Genomic DNA, 17644 nt, shown 5'->3' with positions numbered 1-17644 from the left:
ATGAGCCCCGTCTTCGGCCACGGCCGGCTGCGGCTCTACCTGCTGAAGCTGCTGGACGAGTCCCCGCGGCACGGCTACGAGGTGATCCGCCTCCTGGAGGAGCGCTTCCAGGGCCTCTACGCGCCCTCCGCCGGGACGGTCTACCCGCGGCTCGCCAAGCTGGAGCAGGAGGGCCTGGTCGCCCACAGCACCGAGGGCGGCCGCAAGGTGTACCGGCTCACCGACGCCGGACGCGCCGAACTGGCGAGCCGCCAGGGCGAGTTGGACGAGCTTGAGGTGGAGATCCACGACTCCGTGACGCAGCTCGCCGGGGCGATCCGCGAGGACGTCCGGGACAGCGCCAAGGACCTGCGCGAGGAGCTGTGGAACGCCGCCAAGGCGGCCCCCAGGCCGGACCGCGCCGAGGACAAGGACCCGTGGGCCGGGCCGTGGGGGGACAAGGAGTCCTGGCAGCGCGCGAAGGACGAGTTCGCCCAGTTCAAGCGGCAGGCCAAGGAACAGGCCAAGCGGGCCAAGGAGCAGGAGAAGGCCGCCAAGGCCAAGGCGAAGGCCGCCGAGGAGGAGGCCCGCCGGCTGCGCGAGCAGTCGAAGGCGGCCCGCACGGCGGCGCAGCAGGAGGCGCTGCGGATCAAGCGCCGGGTCGAGCAGCAGGTGCGCGAGCACGCGGCGAAGGGCGACTGGCCGACCGGGCTGGCCGAGGGCCTCTCGGAGCTGACCAGGGGTCTGGCCGGGCTGGCGGACGCGGCCCGCTGGGGGCACCCGGCGGACGCGCCGTCCGCGCCGTCCGACCAGGTGACGGTGACCAGGATCGACCTGGACGAGGACGAGCCGGCCGTCGCCCCGGCCGACCTGCCGCCGTGGGCCGCGACCGACCCGGCCGGCGACCCGGCCCGGGAGCTGGAGCGGCTGCTCGACCGCTTCCGCGACCAGGTCCGCGACGCGGCCCGGGACGGCGGGGTGACGCCCGAGCGGCTCGCCGAGGCGCGCTCGGTGCTGGGCGCGGCGGGCGAGCGGCTCAAGCGGCTGCTCGGCTGACGGCCGGCGGGCCGGGCGGGCCCGGCGCTTCTCGGGGGAGGGCGCCGGGCCCGTCCGCGCGCCCGCGGGCCGTCAAGAGGGCCTCAGGGGTTGAGGACGATCTTGCCGAACACGTCGCCCTTGGCGAGCCGGGCGAAGCCTTCCCTGGCCTCGGCCAGCGGCAGCACCGAGTCGATCACCGGCCGGACGCCGGCGGTCGCGCAGAGCGAGAGCAGCCCGGCCAGCTCCTCCTTGGTGCCCATGGTCGAGCCGACCACCCTGAGCTCCAGGAAGAAGATCCGGTTCAGCTCGGCGGCCTTCGGGCTGGGGCCGGAGGTGGCGCCGGAGATGACGATGGTGCCGCCCGGGCGCAGCGACTTCACCGAGTGGGACCAGGTGGCCGCGCCGACCGTCTCCATCACCGCGTCCACCCGCTCCGGGAGCCGGGCGCCGCTCTCGAAGGCCGCGTCGGCGCCGAGCCCGACGGCTCGCGCGCGCTTGGCCTCGTCCCGTCCGGTGACCCAGACCCGTAGGCCGGCCGCCTTGCCGAGGACGATCAGCGCGGTCGCCACGCCGCCGCCCGCGCCCTGCACCAGGACGGTGCCACCGGGCTTCACCCCGGCGTTGGTGAACAGCATCCGGTAGGCCGTCAGCCAGGCCGTGGGCAGGCAGGCGGCCTCCTCGAAGCTGAGCTCGGCGGGCTTGGGCAGCAGGTTCCAGGTCGGGACGGCCACCCGCTGCGCGAAGGTGCCCTGGTAGCGCTCGGTGAGGATGGACCGGGGCTCGTCCGGCCCCACTCCGTGGCCGGACTGGCCGATCACCGAGTGGAGGACGACCTCGTTGCCGTGCTCGTCGATGCCGGCCGCGTCGCAGCCGAGGATCATCGGCAGCCGCTCGGCGGGCAGGCCGACCCCGCGCAGCGACCAGAGGTCGTGGTGGTTGAGGCTGGCCGCCTTCACGGTGACCACGCTCCACCCGGGGCGGGCCTGCGGCTCGGGGAGTTCGCCCAACTCCAGTCCGGCGAGCGGGTCGTCGGGGTCGATGCGGGCGGCGTAGGCAGCAAACATGGTCGGGACGATAGCCGTGACGGCCGGGGCCGGGAACCACACGTGGGTGTGACGCGTGTCCCGGCCCCGGCCGTCTGGTTGTTCGGTTGTCGGACTCATCCGGTGGTAGGACCCGTGGTCCGGTTCAGATCCGCGCGACGCCCTCGGCACGCGCGGCCTCGGCAACGGCCTTGGAGACCGCCGGGGCGACCCGCTCGTCGAACGGCGAGGGGATCACCTTCTGCGGGGTCAGTTCGCCGGCGACGACACCCGCCAGTGCCTTGGCGGCGGCCAGCTTCATGCCCTCGGTGATCCGGCTCGCCCGGACCTGCAGGGCGCCGGCGAAGATGCCGGGGAAGGCCAGCACGTTGTTGATCTGGTTCGGGAAGTCGCTGCGCCCGGTGGCGACGACCGCCGCGTACTTGTGCGCGACCTCGGGGTGGATCTCCGGGTTGGGGTTGGCCATCGCGAAGACGAACGCGCCCTCGGCCATCGTCGCGACGACCTCCTCCGGCACGGTGCCGCCGGAGACGCCGATGAACACGTCGGCGCCGGACAGCGCCTCGGCCAGCGAGCCCCTGAGGCCGGAACGGTTCGTCAGCGCCGCGATCTCGGCCTTGACGTCCGTCAGGTCGCCGCGGCCGTCGTACACCACGCCCTTGCGGTCGCAGACGGCCACGTCGCCGATGCCGGCCGCGAGCAGCATCTTGGCGATGGCGATGCCGGCCGCGCCGGCGCCGGAGATGACGGCCCGCAGCGAGTCGACCTCACGGCCGGTCACCTTGGCGGCGTTCCACAGGGCGGCGGTGGTGACGATCGCGGTGCCGTGCTGGTCGTCGTGGAAGACCGGGATGTCCACGGCCTCCTGGAGCCTGCGCTCGATCTCGAAGCAGCGCGGGGCGGAGATGTCCTCCAGGTTGACGCCGCCGAAGGAGGGCGCGAGCCGGACCACGGTCTCGACGATCTCGTCCACGCCGGTGCAGTCGAGCGCGATCGGCACGGCGTCGACGCCGCCGAACTGCTTGAACAGGATGGCCTTGCCCTCCATCACGGGCAGCGAGGCCTGCGGGCCGATGTCGCCGAGGCCGAGCACCGCGGTGCCGTCGGTGACGACGGCGACCGTGTTGGACTTCCAGGTGTAGTCGTTCACCAGCTCCGGCCGCTCGGCGATGGCCGTGCAGACCCGTGCGACACCGGGGGTGTAGGCAAGGGACAGGTCGTCGGCGTCGCGCACCGGGACGGTCGCGCGGATCTCCATCTTGCCGCCGCGGTGGAGCGCGAAAACGGCGTCGACCGGATCGTCGGTGTCCTGGGTGCTGCTGTGCATGATCTCCGCTGCCACGATGACCTCTTCGTCATTGATCTGGCGAGGACGCGCGGCCGACGGACGGAGCGACCCCGTCCGGAAACCGGAACCCGGGTACGCCGAAGCGGACCCGGGGCGGGGTCGGGGCGCTGCGTCGGGCGGCGCCCTCGGGTGAGGGTTTTATGGGGTCTTGTAAAAGTCCACGTTGTACTACCGGGCCGAGCGTAGGTCGGACGAAGGCGTTGCACCTGTGCCTTTTCGTCCTCGTCACGAGCAGTTCATCGCCGCGCTGTCGCGTCATGGTGCCCGGCGTCGGAAGCGCCGGACTCCGGCGGCGGCAACGGCGATGGCGCACGTACACCCGCAGGAGTGAACGCAGACACGGAGGGGAGCAGGCGTTCCGGATACGGAGCCACGTCAGGACTTCCGTTCCCGAACACCCCGAGCCTGTCGGGGCTCGGCGGTCTGGTTCGAGCGTTCGGGGGTCACCCGGTACCGAATTCTGACACACCCGCTCACGGGCCCGGCAGGGCGGGATGGCAGGATCGCTTGGCCGCCATTCGTCGTACACACCGCGACCCCGTGGCGACCGCACGTACCTCCCACAGGAGCAACAACCCTCATGCACCACCGAACCCGTTCCCGACGGTCCGCCGTCACCGCCGCCGCCCTGGCCGCCACCGGAGCCCTGCTGCTGACCGGCTGCAACGACGGCGGGCAGACCGCCGAGAAGGACCCGGTCCAGGAGATCCGCGCCAAGCTCCCGAAGGCCCAGCGATCCGCGGGGGTGCTGCGCATCGGGATGGACGTGAACTACGCACCGGTCGAGTTCCGCGGCCCCGACGGCAAGCCGGCCGGCCTGGACCCGGAGATAGCCACCGCGCTGGGCAAGATCCTCGACGTGCGGGTCGAGCTGGTCGACACCCCGTTCGACAAGCTGGTGCCGGGCCTCCAGGCCAAGCAGTTCGACGTCGCGATGTCCGCACTGAGCGACGTCCGCCAGCGCCGCGACGGCCTGGACGACAACGGCAAGCAGGTCGACCCCGGCGTCGACTTCGTGGACTACTTCATCGCCGGCACCTCGATCGTCGTCCCCAAGGGCAACCCCAAGGGCATCAAGACCCTGGACGACCTGTGCGGCCGGACGGTGGCGCTCCAGCAGGGCACCACGCAGGACCAGATCGTCACCCGCCAGGTGGCCGTCTGCGCCCGTACCGGCCGAGCCCTGACGACGCACAAGTTCGACAGCGACACCAAGGCGCTGGCCGAGGTCGCCTCCGGCGCCGCGGTGGCCGGCGTGAACGACTTCCCGGTGGCCGCGTACGCGGCGAAGACCACCGACGGCGGCAACCGCTTCGAGCTGACGGGCGCGCAGTCGACGTCCAACCCGTACGGGATCGCGCTGCGCAAGAGCGACACCGAGCTGCGGGACACCGTGGCGAAGGCCGTCGACCAGCTCATCCGCAGCGGCGACTACGACAAGATCCTCGCCAAGTGGGGCGTCCAGGCGGGCGCGGCCCAGAACGCGGTGGTCAACGGCGGCATCTGAACCGGGGACGGCGGGCCTCCGGGCGCAGCGCAGCGGGATCTGCATACTTATACGCAGGGTGACAGGGGCAAAGGAATCGTCCGAATAGCGGACAACGTGGCCCCTCGTTATCCGATTTTGATCTGAATGAGGGCCTCCCGACCGTCATCAGATGGCAGGATTCCCCCCATCTCGGATCGAGCCGGCCACTGGTCGAGGCGGTTCGGTCAACGTCCACCTCGGCGGAGGGTGGCGGAAGCAGTACCCGCGCAAGACCCTGGACACCCCCGGTCCAGGCGCACCACCGGCCCTGCCCGTACGACGACGTACAGCGCCACCCGCACCCGTACAGCGCCGTACGGCCTTGCCGCACCGGTGCGCCGCCTCCCGCGGCGCGCTCCGCCCGACGTCTCCCTCAGGAGGAGATCCCCTCATGACCGCCCGCACCCAGCGCACCCGCCTCCTCGCGGCCGGCGCCGTTGCCGCCTCCCTGACCCTCGGTCTGACCGCCTGCGGCAGCAGCGGCTCCTCGACCGGCGCCAACGCGAGCGCCTCGGTCCCGGCCGTGTCCGCCGATCCGTCGCTGGCCGCCCTGGTGCCGGCCGACGTGAAGTCCGCCGGCAAGATCGTCGTCGCGACGGACGCGTCCTACGCGCCAAACGAGTTCAAGGACGACAAGGGCGACATCGTCGGCATGGACGTCGACCTGGCCGACGCCATCGCCAAGAAGCTGGGTCTGACCGCCGATGTCCAGAACGCCACGTTCGACTCGATCATCCCGGGCATCACGAGCAAGAAGTACACGCTCAGCATGAGCTCCTTCACCGACACGAAGGAGCGCGAGGCCAGCGTCGACATGGTCACCTACTTCAACGCCGGTACGGGCACCGCGGTCAAGAAGGGCAACCCGGACAAGGTCGACCCCAAGGACCTCTGCGGCAAGAAGGTCGCCGTCCAGACCGGCACCGTCCAGGCCTCCTCGATCAAGGACACGATCAACCCCGCGTGCGCCAAGGCCGGCAAGCCGACCATCCCGAACGACGGCGACAAGTTCGACCTGCAGACCGACGTCACCCAGGCGCTGGTCTCCGGCCGCGACCAGGTCATGCTGGCCGACTCGCCGGTCGTCGACTACGCGGTCAAGCAGACCAACGGGCAGCTGGAGAAGATCGGCGACGTCACCGACACCGCCCCGTACGGCGTCGTGCTCGCCAAGGGCTCCGACCTGACCAAGGCCGTCGAGGGCGCCGTCCAGTCCCTGATGGCCGACGGCACGTACAAGAGCATCCTGGAGAAGTGGGGCGTCCAGGCGGGCGCGATCGACAAGCCTGTCGTCAACGGTGCCACCAGCTGAACCCGCTCCCGCGAAAACAACCCCTGAGGCCACACAGTGAACCCTTCCGACCAGGGGTCGGTGCACCCGGGACGGCCTGAGAGCATCAAGGCCGTCCCGGTCCGCCACCCCGGACGCTGGGTGGGAGCAGCCGTCGTCGCCGTCCTCGCGGCGATGCTGATCCACGCCCTCATCACCAACAGCCAGTTCCAGTGGGACGTCGTCGGCAAGTACCTCTTCGACTCCTCGATCGTGCACGGCCTCGGCGTCACCCTCGAACTGACCTTCCTGTCGATGGCGATCGGCATCGCCGGCGGTATCACGCTGGCGATCATGCGGCTGTCGCCGAACCCGGTGCTCTCCAGCACGGCCTGGTTCTACATCTGGGTCTTCCGCGGCACCCCGGTGCTGGTCCAACTGCTGTTCTGGAACTTCCTGGGCTCGCTCTGGCCCAACATCTCGATCGGCATCCCCTTCGGCCCGGCCTTCTGGTCCGAGCCGACCACCCAGGCGATCCCGCTGTTCGTCGCGGCGCTGCTGGGCCTCGGCCTCAACGAGGCCGCGTACATGGCCGAGATCGTCCGCGGCGGCATCCAGTCCGTGCCGATCGGCCAGACCGAGGCCGCGCACGCGCTCGGCATGAGCCAGTTCAACACCATGCGGCGGATCATCCTGCCGCAGGCCATGCGCGTGATCATCCCGCCGACCGGCAACGAGACCATCTCGATGCTGAAGACCACCTCGCTGGTCTCGGCGATCTCCCTGGAGGAACTGCTCCGGGCTGGCCAGAACATCTACTCGCGCACCTTCCAGACCATTCCGCTGCTGATCGTCGTCAGCATCTGGTACCTGCTGATGACCTCGATCCTCACCGTGGGCCAGTACTACATCGAGCGCTACTACGCCCGCGGCGCCAGCCGGACACTCCCGCCGACGCCGCTGCAGAGGCTGCGCCGGCTGTTCGCCGGCGAGCCCGTTCCGTCGGCCAAGAGCGACGTGGTCCCGGGCCTCGAGGGAGGCGGTCACGTATGACCGATCTGACCAAGCCCACGGACTCCCGGCCCGTGCCGATGGTCGAGGCGCAGGGCGTGCGTAAGTCCTACGGCCTCGTGGAGGTGCTCAAGGGCATCGACCTGGAGGTCAGGAAGGGCGAGGTGTTCGTCCTGGTCGGCCCCTCCGGGTCCGGCAAGTCGACCTTCCTGCGGTGCATCAACCACCTGGAGAAGATCAACGGCGGCTTCCTCTCGGTCGACGGCGAACTGGTCGGCTACCGGATGAAGGGCGACCGGCTCCACGAGCTGAAGGACCGTGAGGTCGCGCAGAAGCGCCGGGACATCGGCATGGTGTTCCAGCACTTCAACCTGTTCCCGCACATGACCGCGATCGAGAACGTCATCGAGGCCCCGGTCCAGGTCAAGGGCGAGAGCAAGGCCTCCGCCCGCGAGCGCGGCATGGCCCTGCTGGAGCGGGTCGGCCTCGCCGACAAGGCGAGGAACTACCCGTCGCAGCTCTCCGGCGGCCAGCAGCAGCGCGTCGCGATCGCCCGCGCGCTGGCCATGAAGCCCAAGCTGATGCTCTTCGACGAGCCCACCTCGGCGCTCGACCCCGAGCTGGTCGGCGAGGTGCTGGACGTCATGCGCGGCCTCGCCGAGGAGGGGATGACGATGATCGTCGTCACCCACGAGATGGGCTTCGCCCGCGAGGTCGGCGACGCGCTGGTGTTCATGGACGGCGGCGTGGTCGTCGAGTCCGGCAACCCCCGCGACGTCCTCTCCAACCCGCAGCACGAGCGCACCCGGTCCTTCCTCTCGAAGGTCCTCTGAGCGTGCGCTGAGCACGGAACCCTTGGCGCCCGGCAGGCCGGTCCTGCCGGGCGCCGCCGTTTTCCCCTCCCGGGTAATAGGCTGGAAGCAGTCAGCCCGTTACCGAATCACTGGAAGGACCTCCGTGGAGCTCGCCTCCTACGCCGATCTCGCCGTTCGGCTGGTGAACACCGAGGAACCCGAGCGCGGCACCGACACGCTGACCTCGGTTGACGCACTACGCGCCCTGTTCTCCGAGTCCTCGCGCGCCGCCGCCCTGGCCGACGAGTCCGACCTGCCCCGGCTGCGGGCGGTGCGGACCAGGCTGCGCGGGGTCTTCGAGGCCGCCGCCGAGGGCGACGAGGTACGCGGCGTCGACCTGCTGAACAGCCTGCTCATGGAGTACCCCGTCAGCCCGCTGGTCTCCGGCCACGACTACCCCGACGACGCCGGCCGGCCACGCTGGCACCTGCACCTGGCCGACAACTCACCCACCGCCACGGCACATTTCAGCGCCGTCGCGTGCATGGGCCTGGCCGTCCACCTCACCGAGCTCGGCGCCGACCGGCTCGGCATCTGCCAGGCCGCGCCCTGCCGCAACGCCTACCTGGACACCTCGACCAACCGCTCCCGGCGCTACTGCTCGGACCGCTGCGCCACGCGCGCCAACGTCGCGGCGTACCGGGCCCGCAAGCGTCAGGAGGCCCAGGAGGCGGCCGCGCAGGGTTGAGACGCCCGGTGCCCGCTAGTGCTCGGCGTCCACCCAGACGCCGAGTCGGCGGGCCAGACCGGGCACCCGGGCCAGCCGGGTGGTCAGCAGCAGCCGCTCCAGCCGGCGGCCGGGCGCCAGCCAGGCCGGGCGCGGGCGCAGCCGCAGCAGCACCCGGCCGAGCACGAGGTCGTCCGGGACGGGGCCGTAGCTGCGGCTGTCGCTGTCGATCGGCCGGTTGTCCGAGAGCAGCCACCAGCCCTTCGACCGGCGCTCGGCGGCCCGTTTGACGACCAGCAGGTCCTGCTGGAAGGGGTGCCGGAAGAGCACCACCGCACCCGGGCGGATCCGCGCGCCGTACCGGACCAGCAGTTGGTCGCCCTCGCGCAGGGTCGGGACCATCGACGGCCCCGCCACGTCGATCAGCCCGAACGGCACCGTGCCCGCCCGTGTGCCGTCCCCCGGTTGCGTCATCCGCGCCACGACTCCTCCTCCCGGCCCTCCGCGTCCCAGTGTGCCGTACAGAGCGTCACCTGTCCGATGTCCGGATTACCCCGGTTCCGGATCGGCCTTTTGCCCTAGGCCCACCGCCCGATCGCGAAACCGGGAGGCCGGAAGGGTAGTCTCGGGCGCGGGAAGACGATCTAAGGAAGGACTCCCATGTTCTCTCGTCTGTTTGCACCGCGTGCCACCGCTCACGCCCACTGCGACCTGCCGTGCGGCGTGTACGACCCGGCGCAGGCCCGGATCGAGGCCGAGTCGGTCAAGGCCACCCAGGAGAAGTACCAGGCCAACGAGGACCCGCACTTCCGCGCCCGCGCCATCATCATCAAGGAGCAGCGCGCCGAGACCGTCAAGCACCACATCTCGGTGCTGTGGAGCGACTACTTCAAGGCCCCGCACTTCGAGAAGTACCCGCAGCTGCACAAGCTGATCAACGACACCCTGAAGGCCGCCTCGGCCGCCAAGGCGTCCACCGACCCGGCCACCGGCCAGGCCCTGCTGGACCTGATCGCCGAGGTCGACAAGATCTTCTGGGAGACCAAGCAGGCCTGAGCCTGACGCGCCGTCACGCCGGCCGCCCCCGTCCGGACCGCCGGACGGGGGCGGCCGCGCGTTCACGCCCGTTCATCTCCGCACACATGCCCGTCAGGACCGCAACGGCCTGTCAGCTGATGTGCCGCGAAGGCGTCCGAGGGGAAGTCCGGTGCGGATCCGACGGGCGATCGGCTTCGTCGGACTGATGGTGCGGCACCTGGCGCGGGTGCCGGTCGGCGCCGGGCCCCGCCGGGTGCTGCCGGAGGTGATCGTCATCAACGACTACGGCGACACCGGCGCCGAGGCCGAGCGGGCGTTCCCGACGTCCTTCCCGCCGCCGGCCGGGGTCTGCGCGATCAGGAACGACCGGATCCTCGTCCTGGACCGCGCCGACCTCGTGGAGAGCCCGCGCGACCCGGCCGCGATCACCGCGCTCGCCGCGTACCTGCGCGGCGGGCAGAGCGGCTGACGCGCGCAGCAGCGTCGACCGGTCAAGACGGCGCTCCTGCGGCCGGGCGTACGCTCAGAGGTACCGACGGAACCCGACCGGAGGAGCGACATCATGACCGCCATGGCGACGCCGACCGCCTTCGACGCCCGCGCGCTGCGCGAGGGCATCGAGCGCAGCGACGCCGGGACCCTGCTCGCGCTGTACGCGGAGGACGCGGAACTGCGCGTCGTCGACCACCGGACCCAGCCCAGCCATCCCCTGGTGATGCACGGGCGGGACGAGATCGGCGCCATGCTGAGCGACGTCTACGGCCGCGAGATGACCCACAAGCTGGAACAGGTGGTCGTCCAGGGCGACCACGTCGCCTTCATGGAGTCCTGCCGCTACCCCGACGGCGTGCGGGTGCTGATGACCTCCATGGCCGACCTGCGGGACGGGCGGATCGTCGACCAGACCTCGATCCAGGCCTGGGACGACACCGGGCCCGGCCAGTAGGCTCGACCGCATGATCCGCACCGCCGTCGCCACCGACGTCCCCGTCATCCGCGCCATGATCCGCGAGCTCGCGGAGTACGAGAAGGCCCCGCACGAGGCGGTGGCCACCGAGGAGCAGCTGCACGACGCGCTGTTCGGCGCCGACCCGGCGCTGTTCGGCCTGATCGCCGAGGACGACACCACCGGCGAGCCGGTCGGCTTCGCGGTCTGGTTCCTCAACTTCTCCACCTGGCGCGGCACCCACGGGATATACCTGGAGGACCTGTACGTCCGCCCTCAGGCCCGCGGCGGCGGCCACGGCAAGGCGCTGCTCCTGGAGCTGGCGCGGGTCGCGGTGGATCGCGGCTACTCACGGATGGAGTGGTCGGTGCTCGACTGGAACCGGCCGTCGATCGACTTCTACGAGTCGCTCGGCGCCGTGCCCATGGCCGGCTGGACCGTCTACCGGCTCACCGACGACGCCCTCAAGGCCGCCGGAAGCCGCTGAGAAAGTGCTGAGAATGCGCTGATCAGCTGCCCCGAACCCCTGCCACCCTGCGTCGCGATGCCTTACCATGAGTAACTCCCGCACCGGCTACGCGGCAGGCTCCCCTGAGGGGTGCAAACGGGGTGCGAACAGGGGTACAGGGGTACCACCAGAGGTACCAAGCAAGCACAGCGCGTCACCCAGGAGGCAAGGGTGTCCCAGATCGACAGCGATCTCGGAGTTCAGGACTTCGTGGAGGTCCGGCTGCCCGCGGCGGGGGCCTACCTCTCCGTGTTGCGCACCGCGACGGCCGGGCTGGCCGCCCGGCTGGACTTCACCCTGGACGAGATCGAGGACCTGCGGATCGCGGTGGACGAGGCCTGCGCCATCCTGCTCCAGCAGGCGGTGCCCGGTTCCGTTCTGTCCTGCGAGTTCCGCCTGGTCGGCGACTCGTTGAAGGTGACCGTCGCCGCGCCGACCACCGACGGCAAGGCGCCCGAACGGGACACCTTCGCCTGGACGGTGCTCTCCGCCCTGGCCGGAGAGGTGGACTCCTCGGTGGGTGAGGACAACACCGTCTCGATCAGCCTGCACAAGAAGCGCGGTGGATCGGCCGCGCACTAGCCGGCCCCGCCGGCAGCGCCGCTGGCAGCACCGCGCAAAGGGCCGTCCGGCCGGCACCCCGACCCGGGGCCGGCCCGGCGGCGCCCGGTACCGCCCACCACGCGGTACGACCACAGAGACGAATCCGGGGCCGAGGGCCCCGGTGCTCCCGGAACGGAACGGGGGAATGGCCGTGAGTGATCTGGACCGTACCGGCCTCGCGACGGCGGGCCCTGCCGTACCGAATCAGGCGAGCGTCCCCGGCCTCGCCGCCAACGACGAAGCGCACCCGAAGGACGCCCACCGGATGAGCCAGCCGACCGAGCCGACGTCTGAGCCGACGCCCGCCTCCCCGCCCCTGCCGGAACTGGCGGCCCCGTCGGGCGAGGCCGCGGACCTGCACGGCGCCGTGCCCGCCCAAAGCTCGCACCGCTCCGGCGCGCCCGACCGGGAGGCCGCCCGGGCCCTGTTCGTGCGGCTGGCCGCGCTGCCCGAGGGCTCCTCGGAGCGCGTCGAGCTGCGCAACCAGCTGGTGCGCATGCACATCCCGCTGGTCGAGCACCTGGCCAGGCGCTTCCGCAACCGCGGCGAGCCGCTGGACGACCTGACCCAGGTCGCCACCATCGGGCTGATCAAGTCGGTGGACCGCTTCGACCACGAGCGCGGGGTCGAGTTCTCGACCTACGCGACGCCGACCATCGTCGGCGAGATCAAGCGGCACTTCCGCGACAAGGGCTGGGCGGTCCGGGTGCCGCGGCGGCTCCAGGAGCTGCGGCTGTCGCTCACCACGGCGACCAGCGAGCTCTCCCAGCGGCACGGCCGCTCCCCCACGGTGCACGAGCTGGCCGAGCACCTGGGCATCTCGGAGGAGGACGTCCTGGAGGGCCTGGAGTCCGCCAACGCGTACTCCACGCTGTCCCTGGACGTCCCGGACAGCGACGACGAGTCGCCGGCCGTGGCGGACACCCTGGGCGCCACCGACGAGGCGCTGGAGGGCGTCGAGTACCGCGAGTCGCTCAAGCCGCTGCTCGCCCAACTGCCGCCCCGGGAGCAGAAGATCCTGGTGCTGCGGTTCTTCCGGAACATGACCCAGTCGCAGATCGCCGCCGAGGTGGGGATCTCGCAGATGCACGTGTCCCGGCTGCTGGCCCGGACGCTGGCCCAGCTGCGGGAGAAGCTCCTGGTGGAGGAGTAGGACTGACGGCCGCTCAGTGAGCGGCCCACCGGTCGGCGGTCCTGCGCGCTCAGCCCTCGTGCTCGGCGTACAGGACCGCCGTCGACTTCGGGCTCAGCAGGGCACCGATGCCCACCAGCCCGAGCAGGCCGACCAGCGCGCCGACGCCGATCATCGCACCGCCGCTCTTCAGCATGTAGTAGGCGACCGGCAGGCAGATCGAGTTGGTCAGCACCGCCGGGCTGCGACCCCAGCGGCGTCCCTTGAGCAGCGCCCGGGCGGCCAGCACCGGCAGCACGCCGAGCAGCACGATGACCGCGCCGCCGAACTCGTTCAGGGCGAGCTGCTTGGCCTGGCCGGACAGCGCGGACACCATGTCCGAGACGCCGACGACGGCCAGTGCGGCGCCCTCCAGGGCGGTGATGGCGGCGCCGGCGGTCAGGGCGACCGGGCGGGCGCGGCCGGCCGCGGGCGCGGGCGCCGGGGGTACGGGTGCGGAGGATTCTGCGGTCACTCCAGCAGGGTAGCCGCCGGTCGGTCCGTACCGACCCGTAGGCTTTCCCCATGCGCGCTCTCCTGGTCGTGAACCACAAGGCCACCACCACCAGTGGCCGCACCAGGGACGTGCTGATCCACGCCCTGCGCAGCGACCTCAAGCTGGAGGTGGCCGAGACCGGCTACCGCGGCCACGCGCGCGACCTGGCCCGCGAGGCCGCGGAGGACGGCACGGTCGACCTGGTGGTGGCACTGGGCGGCGACGGCACCGTCAACGAGGTGGTGAACGGGCTGCTGTCGCACGGCCCGGGCGAGAAGGTCCCGCGACTGGCCGTGGTGCCGGGCGGTTCGACCAACGTGTTCGCCCGCGCGCTGGGCCTGCCCAACGATCCGGTGGAGGCCACCGGGGCGCTGCTGAACGCGCTGGAACACGGGCGCGAGCGGCCGATCGGCCTGGGCAAGGCGATGACCGACGGGCTGCCGGACCGCTGGTTCACCTTCACCGCCGGCCTCGGCTTCGACGCCGGCGTGGTCGGCCGGGTCGAGGAGCAGCGCCGCGCCGGGCGCAAGTCCACCCACGCTCTCTACGTCGGGCAGGCGATCCGGCACTACATCACCCAGCGTGAGCAGCGCCGCTCCGGCCCGGTGGCCCTTCGCCTGCCGGGCCACGAGGCCGTCCCGGGCCTGGTGCTGGCGATAGTCAGCAACACCTCGCCGTGGACCTTCCTGGGCAACCGCCCGGTGTACCCCTCCCCGCTCGCCTCCTTCGACACTGATCTCGACGTCTTCGGCATCACCCGGATGACGGCGTTCGGCACCGCTCGAACGGTCCGTCAGATCCTGCGGTCGTACGCCCCTTCGAGCGGCGGCGCCCCAGCGGCCGGCCCGGCCGGGAAACACGTCGTCTCCTATCACGACGTCAGGCACTTCACCTTGGTTTCGCAGGAACCCGTGCCGTTCCAGGTCGACGGGGACCATCTTGGAGACAGGAGTCGCGTCAGTTTCACAGGCGTACGGCGGGCACTGCGTGTGATTGTGTGACCGGAAGTGGGGTTCACCCTTCTTCTCGAACGCACAAGCCCCCTTCACTCCATAGAAGTACTGGCTGTGAGCTAGGCGACACCGAAGAATCAAAAATTCCTCCCCGAAGGGGGTTGTATCCGAGCCCGAGGTTTGCGAACCTCTACATGGCGATCGGGACACATCGCAGCGACGGCAACCTCAGCACCTGACGGAGGCCGACCGCGGGGCGTCCCTCGAATCGCCGAATCCCTCCCCAGCACAGACCACCCGGGCCCGGCGGGCCTTTGGTCTCTTTTGCTGTTGCGGGATTCGTGAAAGCGTTCACATTCACAAGCCATCGATTATGCCGATCAGGGCCACCCCCGTCGGCAGGAGGAGTTGGACGACCATGGACTGGCGCCACCGCGCTGTCTGCCGCGAAGAGGACCCGGAGCTGTTCTTCCCGATCGGGAACACCGGTCCTGCTCTGCTGCAGATCGAGGAAGCCAAGGCCGTGTGCCGCCGCTGTCCGGTCATGGAGCAGTGCCTGCAGTGGGCTCTTGAGACCGGCCAGGACGCCGGCGTCTGGGGCGGCATGAGCGAGGACGAGCGTCGCGCGATGAAGCGCCGTGCCGCCCGCAACCGCGCCCGCACCGCCTGATCACACGCCGTAGTACCAGTAGTGACCGCAGTACCGATCAACACATGATCAAAGGCTTCCCTGCAGTTCCTGGTGAAGCCTTCCGCACAAAGGACCTTGCCCGGCGAGGTTCCGCGACACCGGCCCGTCCAGCCACTTGATACTGTTCACTTAGAGCAATACTGTGGAGCTGAGGCGCTCACCGTGTGCAACGCACGCCGCGGTGTCGCACTATCCAGAGCCCCCGTTCCGGCCGACTCCCCCCGACGGCCGGAACGGGTTGAGAGGCCCTGTCGACCCACCCCCCCCGGTCGACAGGGCCTCGTTTCTGTTTCCGCGCCCGGTTGCCGACGAGGGCGCGCAGGACGCGCACCCGGCGCTTTCGCCGGACGCGCGCCCCGCCGCACACCCCAATGCACCGGGAACTCAGCGCACCGGGATCTCCAGGACCACCTTGGTGCCGCCGTTCGGCCCGGCCACCATGTCGAAGGTGCCGCCCAGCTCGCCGGTGGCCAGGGTGCGCACGATCTGCAGGCCGAGGTTGCCGGCCGTCTGCGGGTCGAAGCCCTCCGGCATGCCGCGGCCGTCGTCCTGCACCGTGATCAGCAGGTACTCCTCCGGCCGGGCACCGCCGTTCCAGCTGTCCGACCAGCCCTTGCCGGTGGCCGGCGCGCGTCCGCGCAGCGCGCTGACCTCCAGGTGGCCGGAGGCGGTCGGGCCGAAGGCGTGCTCCAGCGCGTTCTGCAGCAGTTCGGTCAGCACCATCGACAGCGGGGTGGCCACCTCGGCGGACAGGATGCCGAAGCTGCCGCTGCGGCGGGTCTCCACCCGGCCGTCCTGGGACAGCTCCATCACCATCGCGAGCACCCGGTCGGCGATCTCGTCGAACGCCACCTGCTCGTCGAGCGCCTGGGAGAGCGTCTCGTGCACGATCGCGATCGAGCCGACCCGGCGCACCGCCTCGTCCAGCGCGGCCCGGCCGGCCTCCGACTCCATCCGGCGGGACTGCAGCCGCAGCAGGGCCGCGACGGTCTGCAGGTTGTTCTTCACCCGGTGGTGGATCTCCCGGATGGTGGCGTCCTTGGTCATCAGCTCGCGGTCGCGGCGCCGCAGTTCGGTGACGTCCCGGCAGAGCACGAGCGAACCGGTCAGCGTGCCCTTGGGCTTGAGCGGGATCGCCCGCAGGGTCACCACTCCCCCCTGCGCCTCGACCTCGGTCTGCCGGGGCGCCCAGCCGCTCGCCAGCTTCACCAGCGCCTCGTGCACGGCCGCGCGCGAGGGCGGCACGAGCTCGGCGGTGGCACGGCCGAGGTGGCTGCCGACCAGGTCGGTGGTGAGGCCGAGGCGGTGGTAGGCGGAGAGTGCGTTGGGACTCGCGTAGGTGACGATGCCGTCCGCGTCGAGGCGGATCAGGCCGTCGCCGACGCGGGGGGCGGCGTCCATGTCGACCTGCTCGACGCCCGGGTACGGGAAGCTGCCGGCGGCGATCATCTGGGCCAGGTCGGAGGCGCTCTGCAGGTAGGTGAGCTCCAGCCGGCTGGGGGTGCGGACGGTCAGCAGGTTGGTGTTGCGGGCGATCACGCCGAGGACCTTGCCCTCGCGCCGCACCGGGATGGACTCGACCCGGACGGGCACCTCCTCGCGCCACTCCGGGTCGCCCTCGCGCACGATCCGGCCCTCGTCGAAGGCGGCGTCCAGCAGCGGGCGGCGGCCGCGCGGCACGAGGTGGCCGACCATGTCGTCCTGGTACGAGGTCGGACCGGTGTTGGGCCGCATCTGGGCCACCGAGACGTACCGGATGCCGTCCCAGGTGGGGATCCACAGCACGAGGTCGGCGAAGGAGAGGTCGGACAGCAGCTGCCACTCCGAGACCAGGTTGTGGAGCCATTCCACGTCGGCCCCGGTCAGGGTGGTGTGGCGGCGGACGAGTTCGTTCAACGAGGGCACATGGCGAGGGTATCGCCGCCGGTCGGGCGGGGGCGCGGCGGACCGCGGAGCGGACGGGCCGGCCGCCCGAAGTTGTTTAGACCAATTCGCCGAGCAGCCTGGACAACCAAGATTGGTCTAGTCCACAATGGAAGGGCACCCAGGAGAGGCCCACCGCGCAACCGCCCTGACCGCGCGCGGCCGCTCCTCGGTCGGACGCCGCCGAGCGAGGACCCCGCACAGTTCTCGGTCGGTCCCGGCGCCCGACGACAGCTCCGGGCTGCGGTGCCGCACGGGTCGAGGGTCCCGTGTCGGCGCCGTGGCCCGTAGTGCTTTCCGCCTCCGGCGAGGTGCGCTGCAAACGGAGGCGGCCCGACGGCAGCTCCGGGCTGCGGTGCCATGGGCCCCTCCTGCCCGCCGGCGGGCAAGGAGGGAGGGTCGAGGGTCCCGTGTCGGCGCCGTGGCCCGTAGTGCTTTCCGCCTCCGGCGAGGTGCGCTGCAAACGGAGGCGGCCCGACGACAGCTCCGGGCTGCGGTGCCATGGGCCCCTCCTGCCCGCCGGCGGGCAAGGAGGGAGGGTCGAGGGTCCCGTGTCGGCGCCGTGGCCCGTAGTGCT

General features: G+C 71.2%; 18 protein-coding genes and 1 pseudogene. 14 read left to right on the top strand and 5 right to left on the bottom strand.

Annotated features, from left to right (window positions below; translation table 11 throughout):
* Entirely contained in the window at positions 1–1035 is a 1035-nt protein-coding gene (locus ACWCXH_RS03070; RefSeq protein WP_449799563.1) for a helix-turn-helix transcriptional regulator, read from the top strand.
* 83 nt (positions 1036–1118) lie between these two features.
* On the opposite strand, the gene ACWCXH_RS03065 is transcribed toward ACWCXH_RS03070, so the two are convergent.
* Positions 1119–2081 carry a zinc-binding dehydrogenase gene (locus ACWCXH_RS03065; protein ID WP_449799562.1) on the bottom strand — a complete coding sequence of 321 codons (963 nt, stop codon included), beginning with the start codon at positions 2079–2081 and terminating at the stop codon, positions 1119–1121.
* Positions 2082–2205: 124 nt separating this feature from the next.
* Positions 2206–3387: an NAD(P)-dependent malic enzyme gene (locus ACWCXH_RS03060; RefSeq protein WP_449799663.1), complete on the bottom strand. Its 1182-nt coding sequence runs from the start codon at positions 3385–3387 to the stop codon at positions 2206–2208.
* A gap of 601 nt (positions 3388–3988) precedes the next feature.
* Here ACWCXH_RS03060 and ACWCXH_RS03055 point away from each other — a divergent pair.
* From ACWCXH_RS03055 to ACWCXH_RS03035, 5 genes are all read left to right on the top strand, one after another.
* Positions 3989–4915, top strand: a complete 927-nt coding sequence (locus ACWCXH_RS03055) for an ABC transporter substrate-binding protein (protein WP_449799561.1) — start codon at positions 3989–3991, stop codon at positions 4913–4915.
* 412 nt (positions 4916–5327) lie between these two features.
* On the top strand, positions 5328–6248 hold the full coding sequence (locus tag ACWCXH_RS03050) for a transporter substrate-binding domain-containing protein (protein WP_449799560.1): 921 nt from the start codon (positions 5328–5330) through the stop codon (positions 6246–6248).
* 36 nt (positions 6249–6284) lie between these two features.
* On the top strand, positions 6285–7259 hold the full coding sequence (locus tag ACWCXH_RS03045; RefSeq protein ID WP_449799559.1) for an amino acid ABC transporter permease: 975 nt from the start codon (positions 6285–6287) through the stop codon (positions 7257–7259).
* A complete protein-coding gene (locus tag ACWCXH_RS03040; RefSeq protein WP_449799558.1) occupies positions 7256–8050 on the top strand; it encodes an amino acid ABC transporter ATP-binding protein in 795 nt (264 codons plus the stop codon). Before ACWCXH_RS03045 ends, ACWCXH_RS03040 begins: the two co-directional genes overlap by 4 nt.
* A 124-nt stretch (positions 8051–8174) precedes the next feature.
* A complete protein-coding gene (locus ACWCXH_RS03035; RefSeq protein WP_449799557.1) occupies positions 8175–8759 on the top strand; it encodes a CGNR zinc finger domain-containing protein in 585 nt (194 codons plus the stop codon).
* Positions 8760–8774: 15 nt separating this feature from the next.
* On the opposite strand, the gene sodX is transcribed toward ACWCXH_RS03035, so the two are convergent.
* A complete protein-coding gene (sodX, locus tag ACWCXH_RS03030; protein WP_449799556.1) occupies positions 8775–9212 on the bottom strand; it encodes a nickel-type superoxide dismutase maturation protease in 438 nt (145 codons plus the stop codon).
* Positions 9213–9398: 186 nt separating this feature from the next.
* On the opposite strand from sodX, the gene sodN reads away from it, so the two are divergent.
* The 6 genes and pseudogenes from sodN to ACWCXH_RS03000 all read left to right on the top strand — a co-directional run bounded on the left by sodN (position 9399) and on the right by ACWCXH_RS03000 (position 12986).
* Positions 9399–9794: a superoxide dismutase, Ni gene (sodN, locus tag ACWCXH_RS03025; protein WP_449799555.1), complete on the top strand. Its 396-nt coding sequence runs from the start codon at positions 9399–9401 to the stop codon at positions 9792–9794.
* A gap of 241 nt (positions 9795–10035) precedes the next feature.
* Positions 10036–10245, top strand: a pseudogene (locus ACWCXH_RS03020) (ABC transporter substrate-binding protein); the annotation flags it as partial.
* Between the two features lie 93 nt (positions 10246–10338).
* A complete protein-coding gene (locus tag ACWCXH_RS03015) occupies positions 10339–10722 on the top strand; it encodes a nuclear transport factor 2 family protein (protein ID WP_449799554.1) in 384 nt (127 codons plus the stop codon).
* A 10-nt stretch (positions 10723–10732) separates the two neighbouring features.
* The gene (locus tag ACWCXH_RS03010) at positions 10733–11209 is read left to right on the top strand and encodes an N-acetyltransferase family protein (protein ID WP_449799553.1); all 477 of its coding nucleotides are present in this window, start codon (positions 10733–10735) and stop codon (positions 11207–11209) included.
* A 192-nt stretch (positions 11210–11401) separates the two neighbouring features.
* Positions 11402–11812, top strand: coding sequence for an ATP-binding protein (locus tag ACWCXH_RS03005; protein ID WP_270144190.1), 411 nt, complete (start codon positions 11402–11404; stop codon positions 11810–11812).
* A gap of 172 nt (positions 11813–11984) precedes the next feature.
* Entirely contained in the window at positions 11985–12986 is a 1002-nt protein-coding gene (locus ACWCXH_RS03000; RefSeq protein WP_449799552.1) for a SigB/SigF/SigG family RNA polymerase sigma factor, read from the top strand.
* A gap of 49 nt (positions 12987–13035) precedes the next feature.
* Here the strand turns inward: ACWCXH_RS03000 and ACWCXH_RS02995 are convergent, their stop codons facing one another.
* On the bottom strand, positions 13036–13479 hold the full coding sequence (locus tag ACWCXH_RS02995; RefSeq protein ID WP_449799551.1) for a hypothetical protein: 444 nt from the start codon (positions 13477–13479) through the stop codon (positions 13036–13038).
* A 50-nt stretch (positions 13480–13529) separates the two neighbouring features.
* On the opposite strand from ACWCXH_RS02995, the gene ACWCXH_RS02990 reads away from it, so the two are divergent.
* Complete coding sequence (locus ACWCXH_RS02990) at positions 13530–14501, top strand: diacylglycerol/lipid kinase family protein (RefSeq protein WP_449799550.1); 972 nt, start codon at positions 13530–13532, stop codon at positions 14499–14501.
* A gap of 370 nt (positions 14502–14871) precedes the next feature.
* Positions 14872–15123: a WhiB family transcriptional regulator gene (locus ACWCXH_RS02985; protein ID WP_014138019.1), complete on the top strand. Its 252-nt coding sequence runs from the start codon at positions 14872–14874 to the stop codon at positions 15121–15123.
* Between the two features lie 405 nt (positions 15124–15528).
* Here the strand turns inward: ACWCXH_RS02985 and ACWCXH_RS02980 are convergent, their stop codons facing one another.
* On the bottom strand, positions 15529–17049 hold the full coding sequence (locus tag ACWCXH_RS02980; RefSeq protein WP_449799549.1) for a sensor histidine kinase: 1521 nt from the start codon (positions 17047–17049) through the stop codon (positions 15529–15531).
* Between the last annotated feature and the right edge of the window lie 595 nt (positions 17050–17644).

Source organism: Kitasatospora sp. NPDC001660, from assembly GCF_053596725.1.
This window is presented reverse-complemented; position numbering and strand designations above follow the sequence as displayed.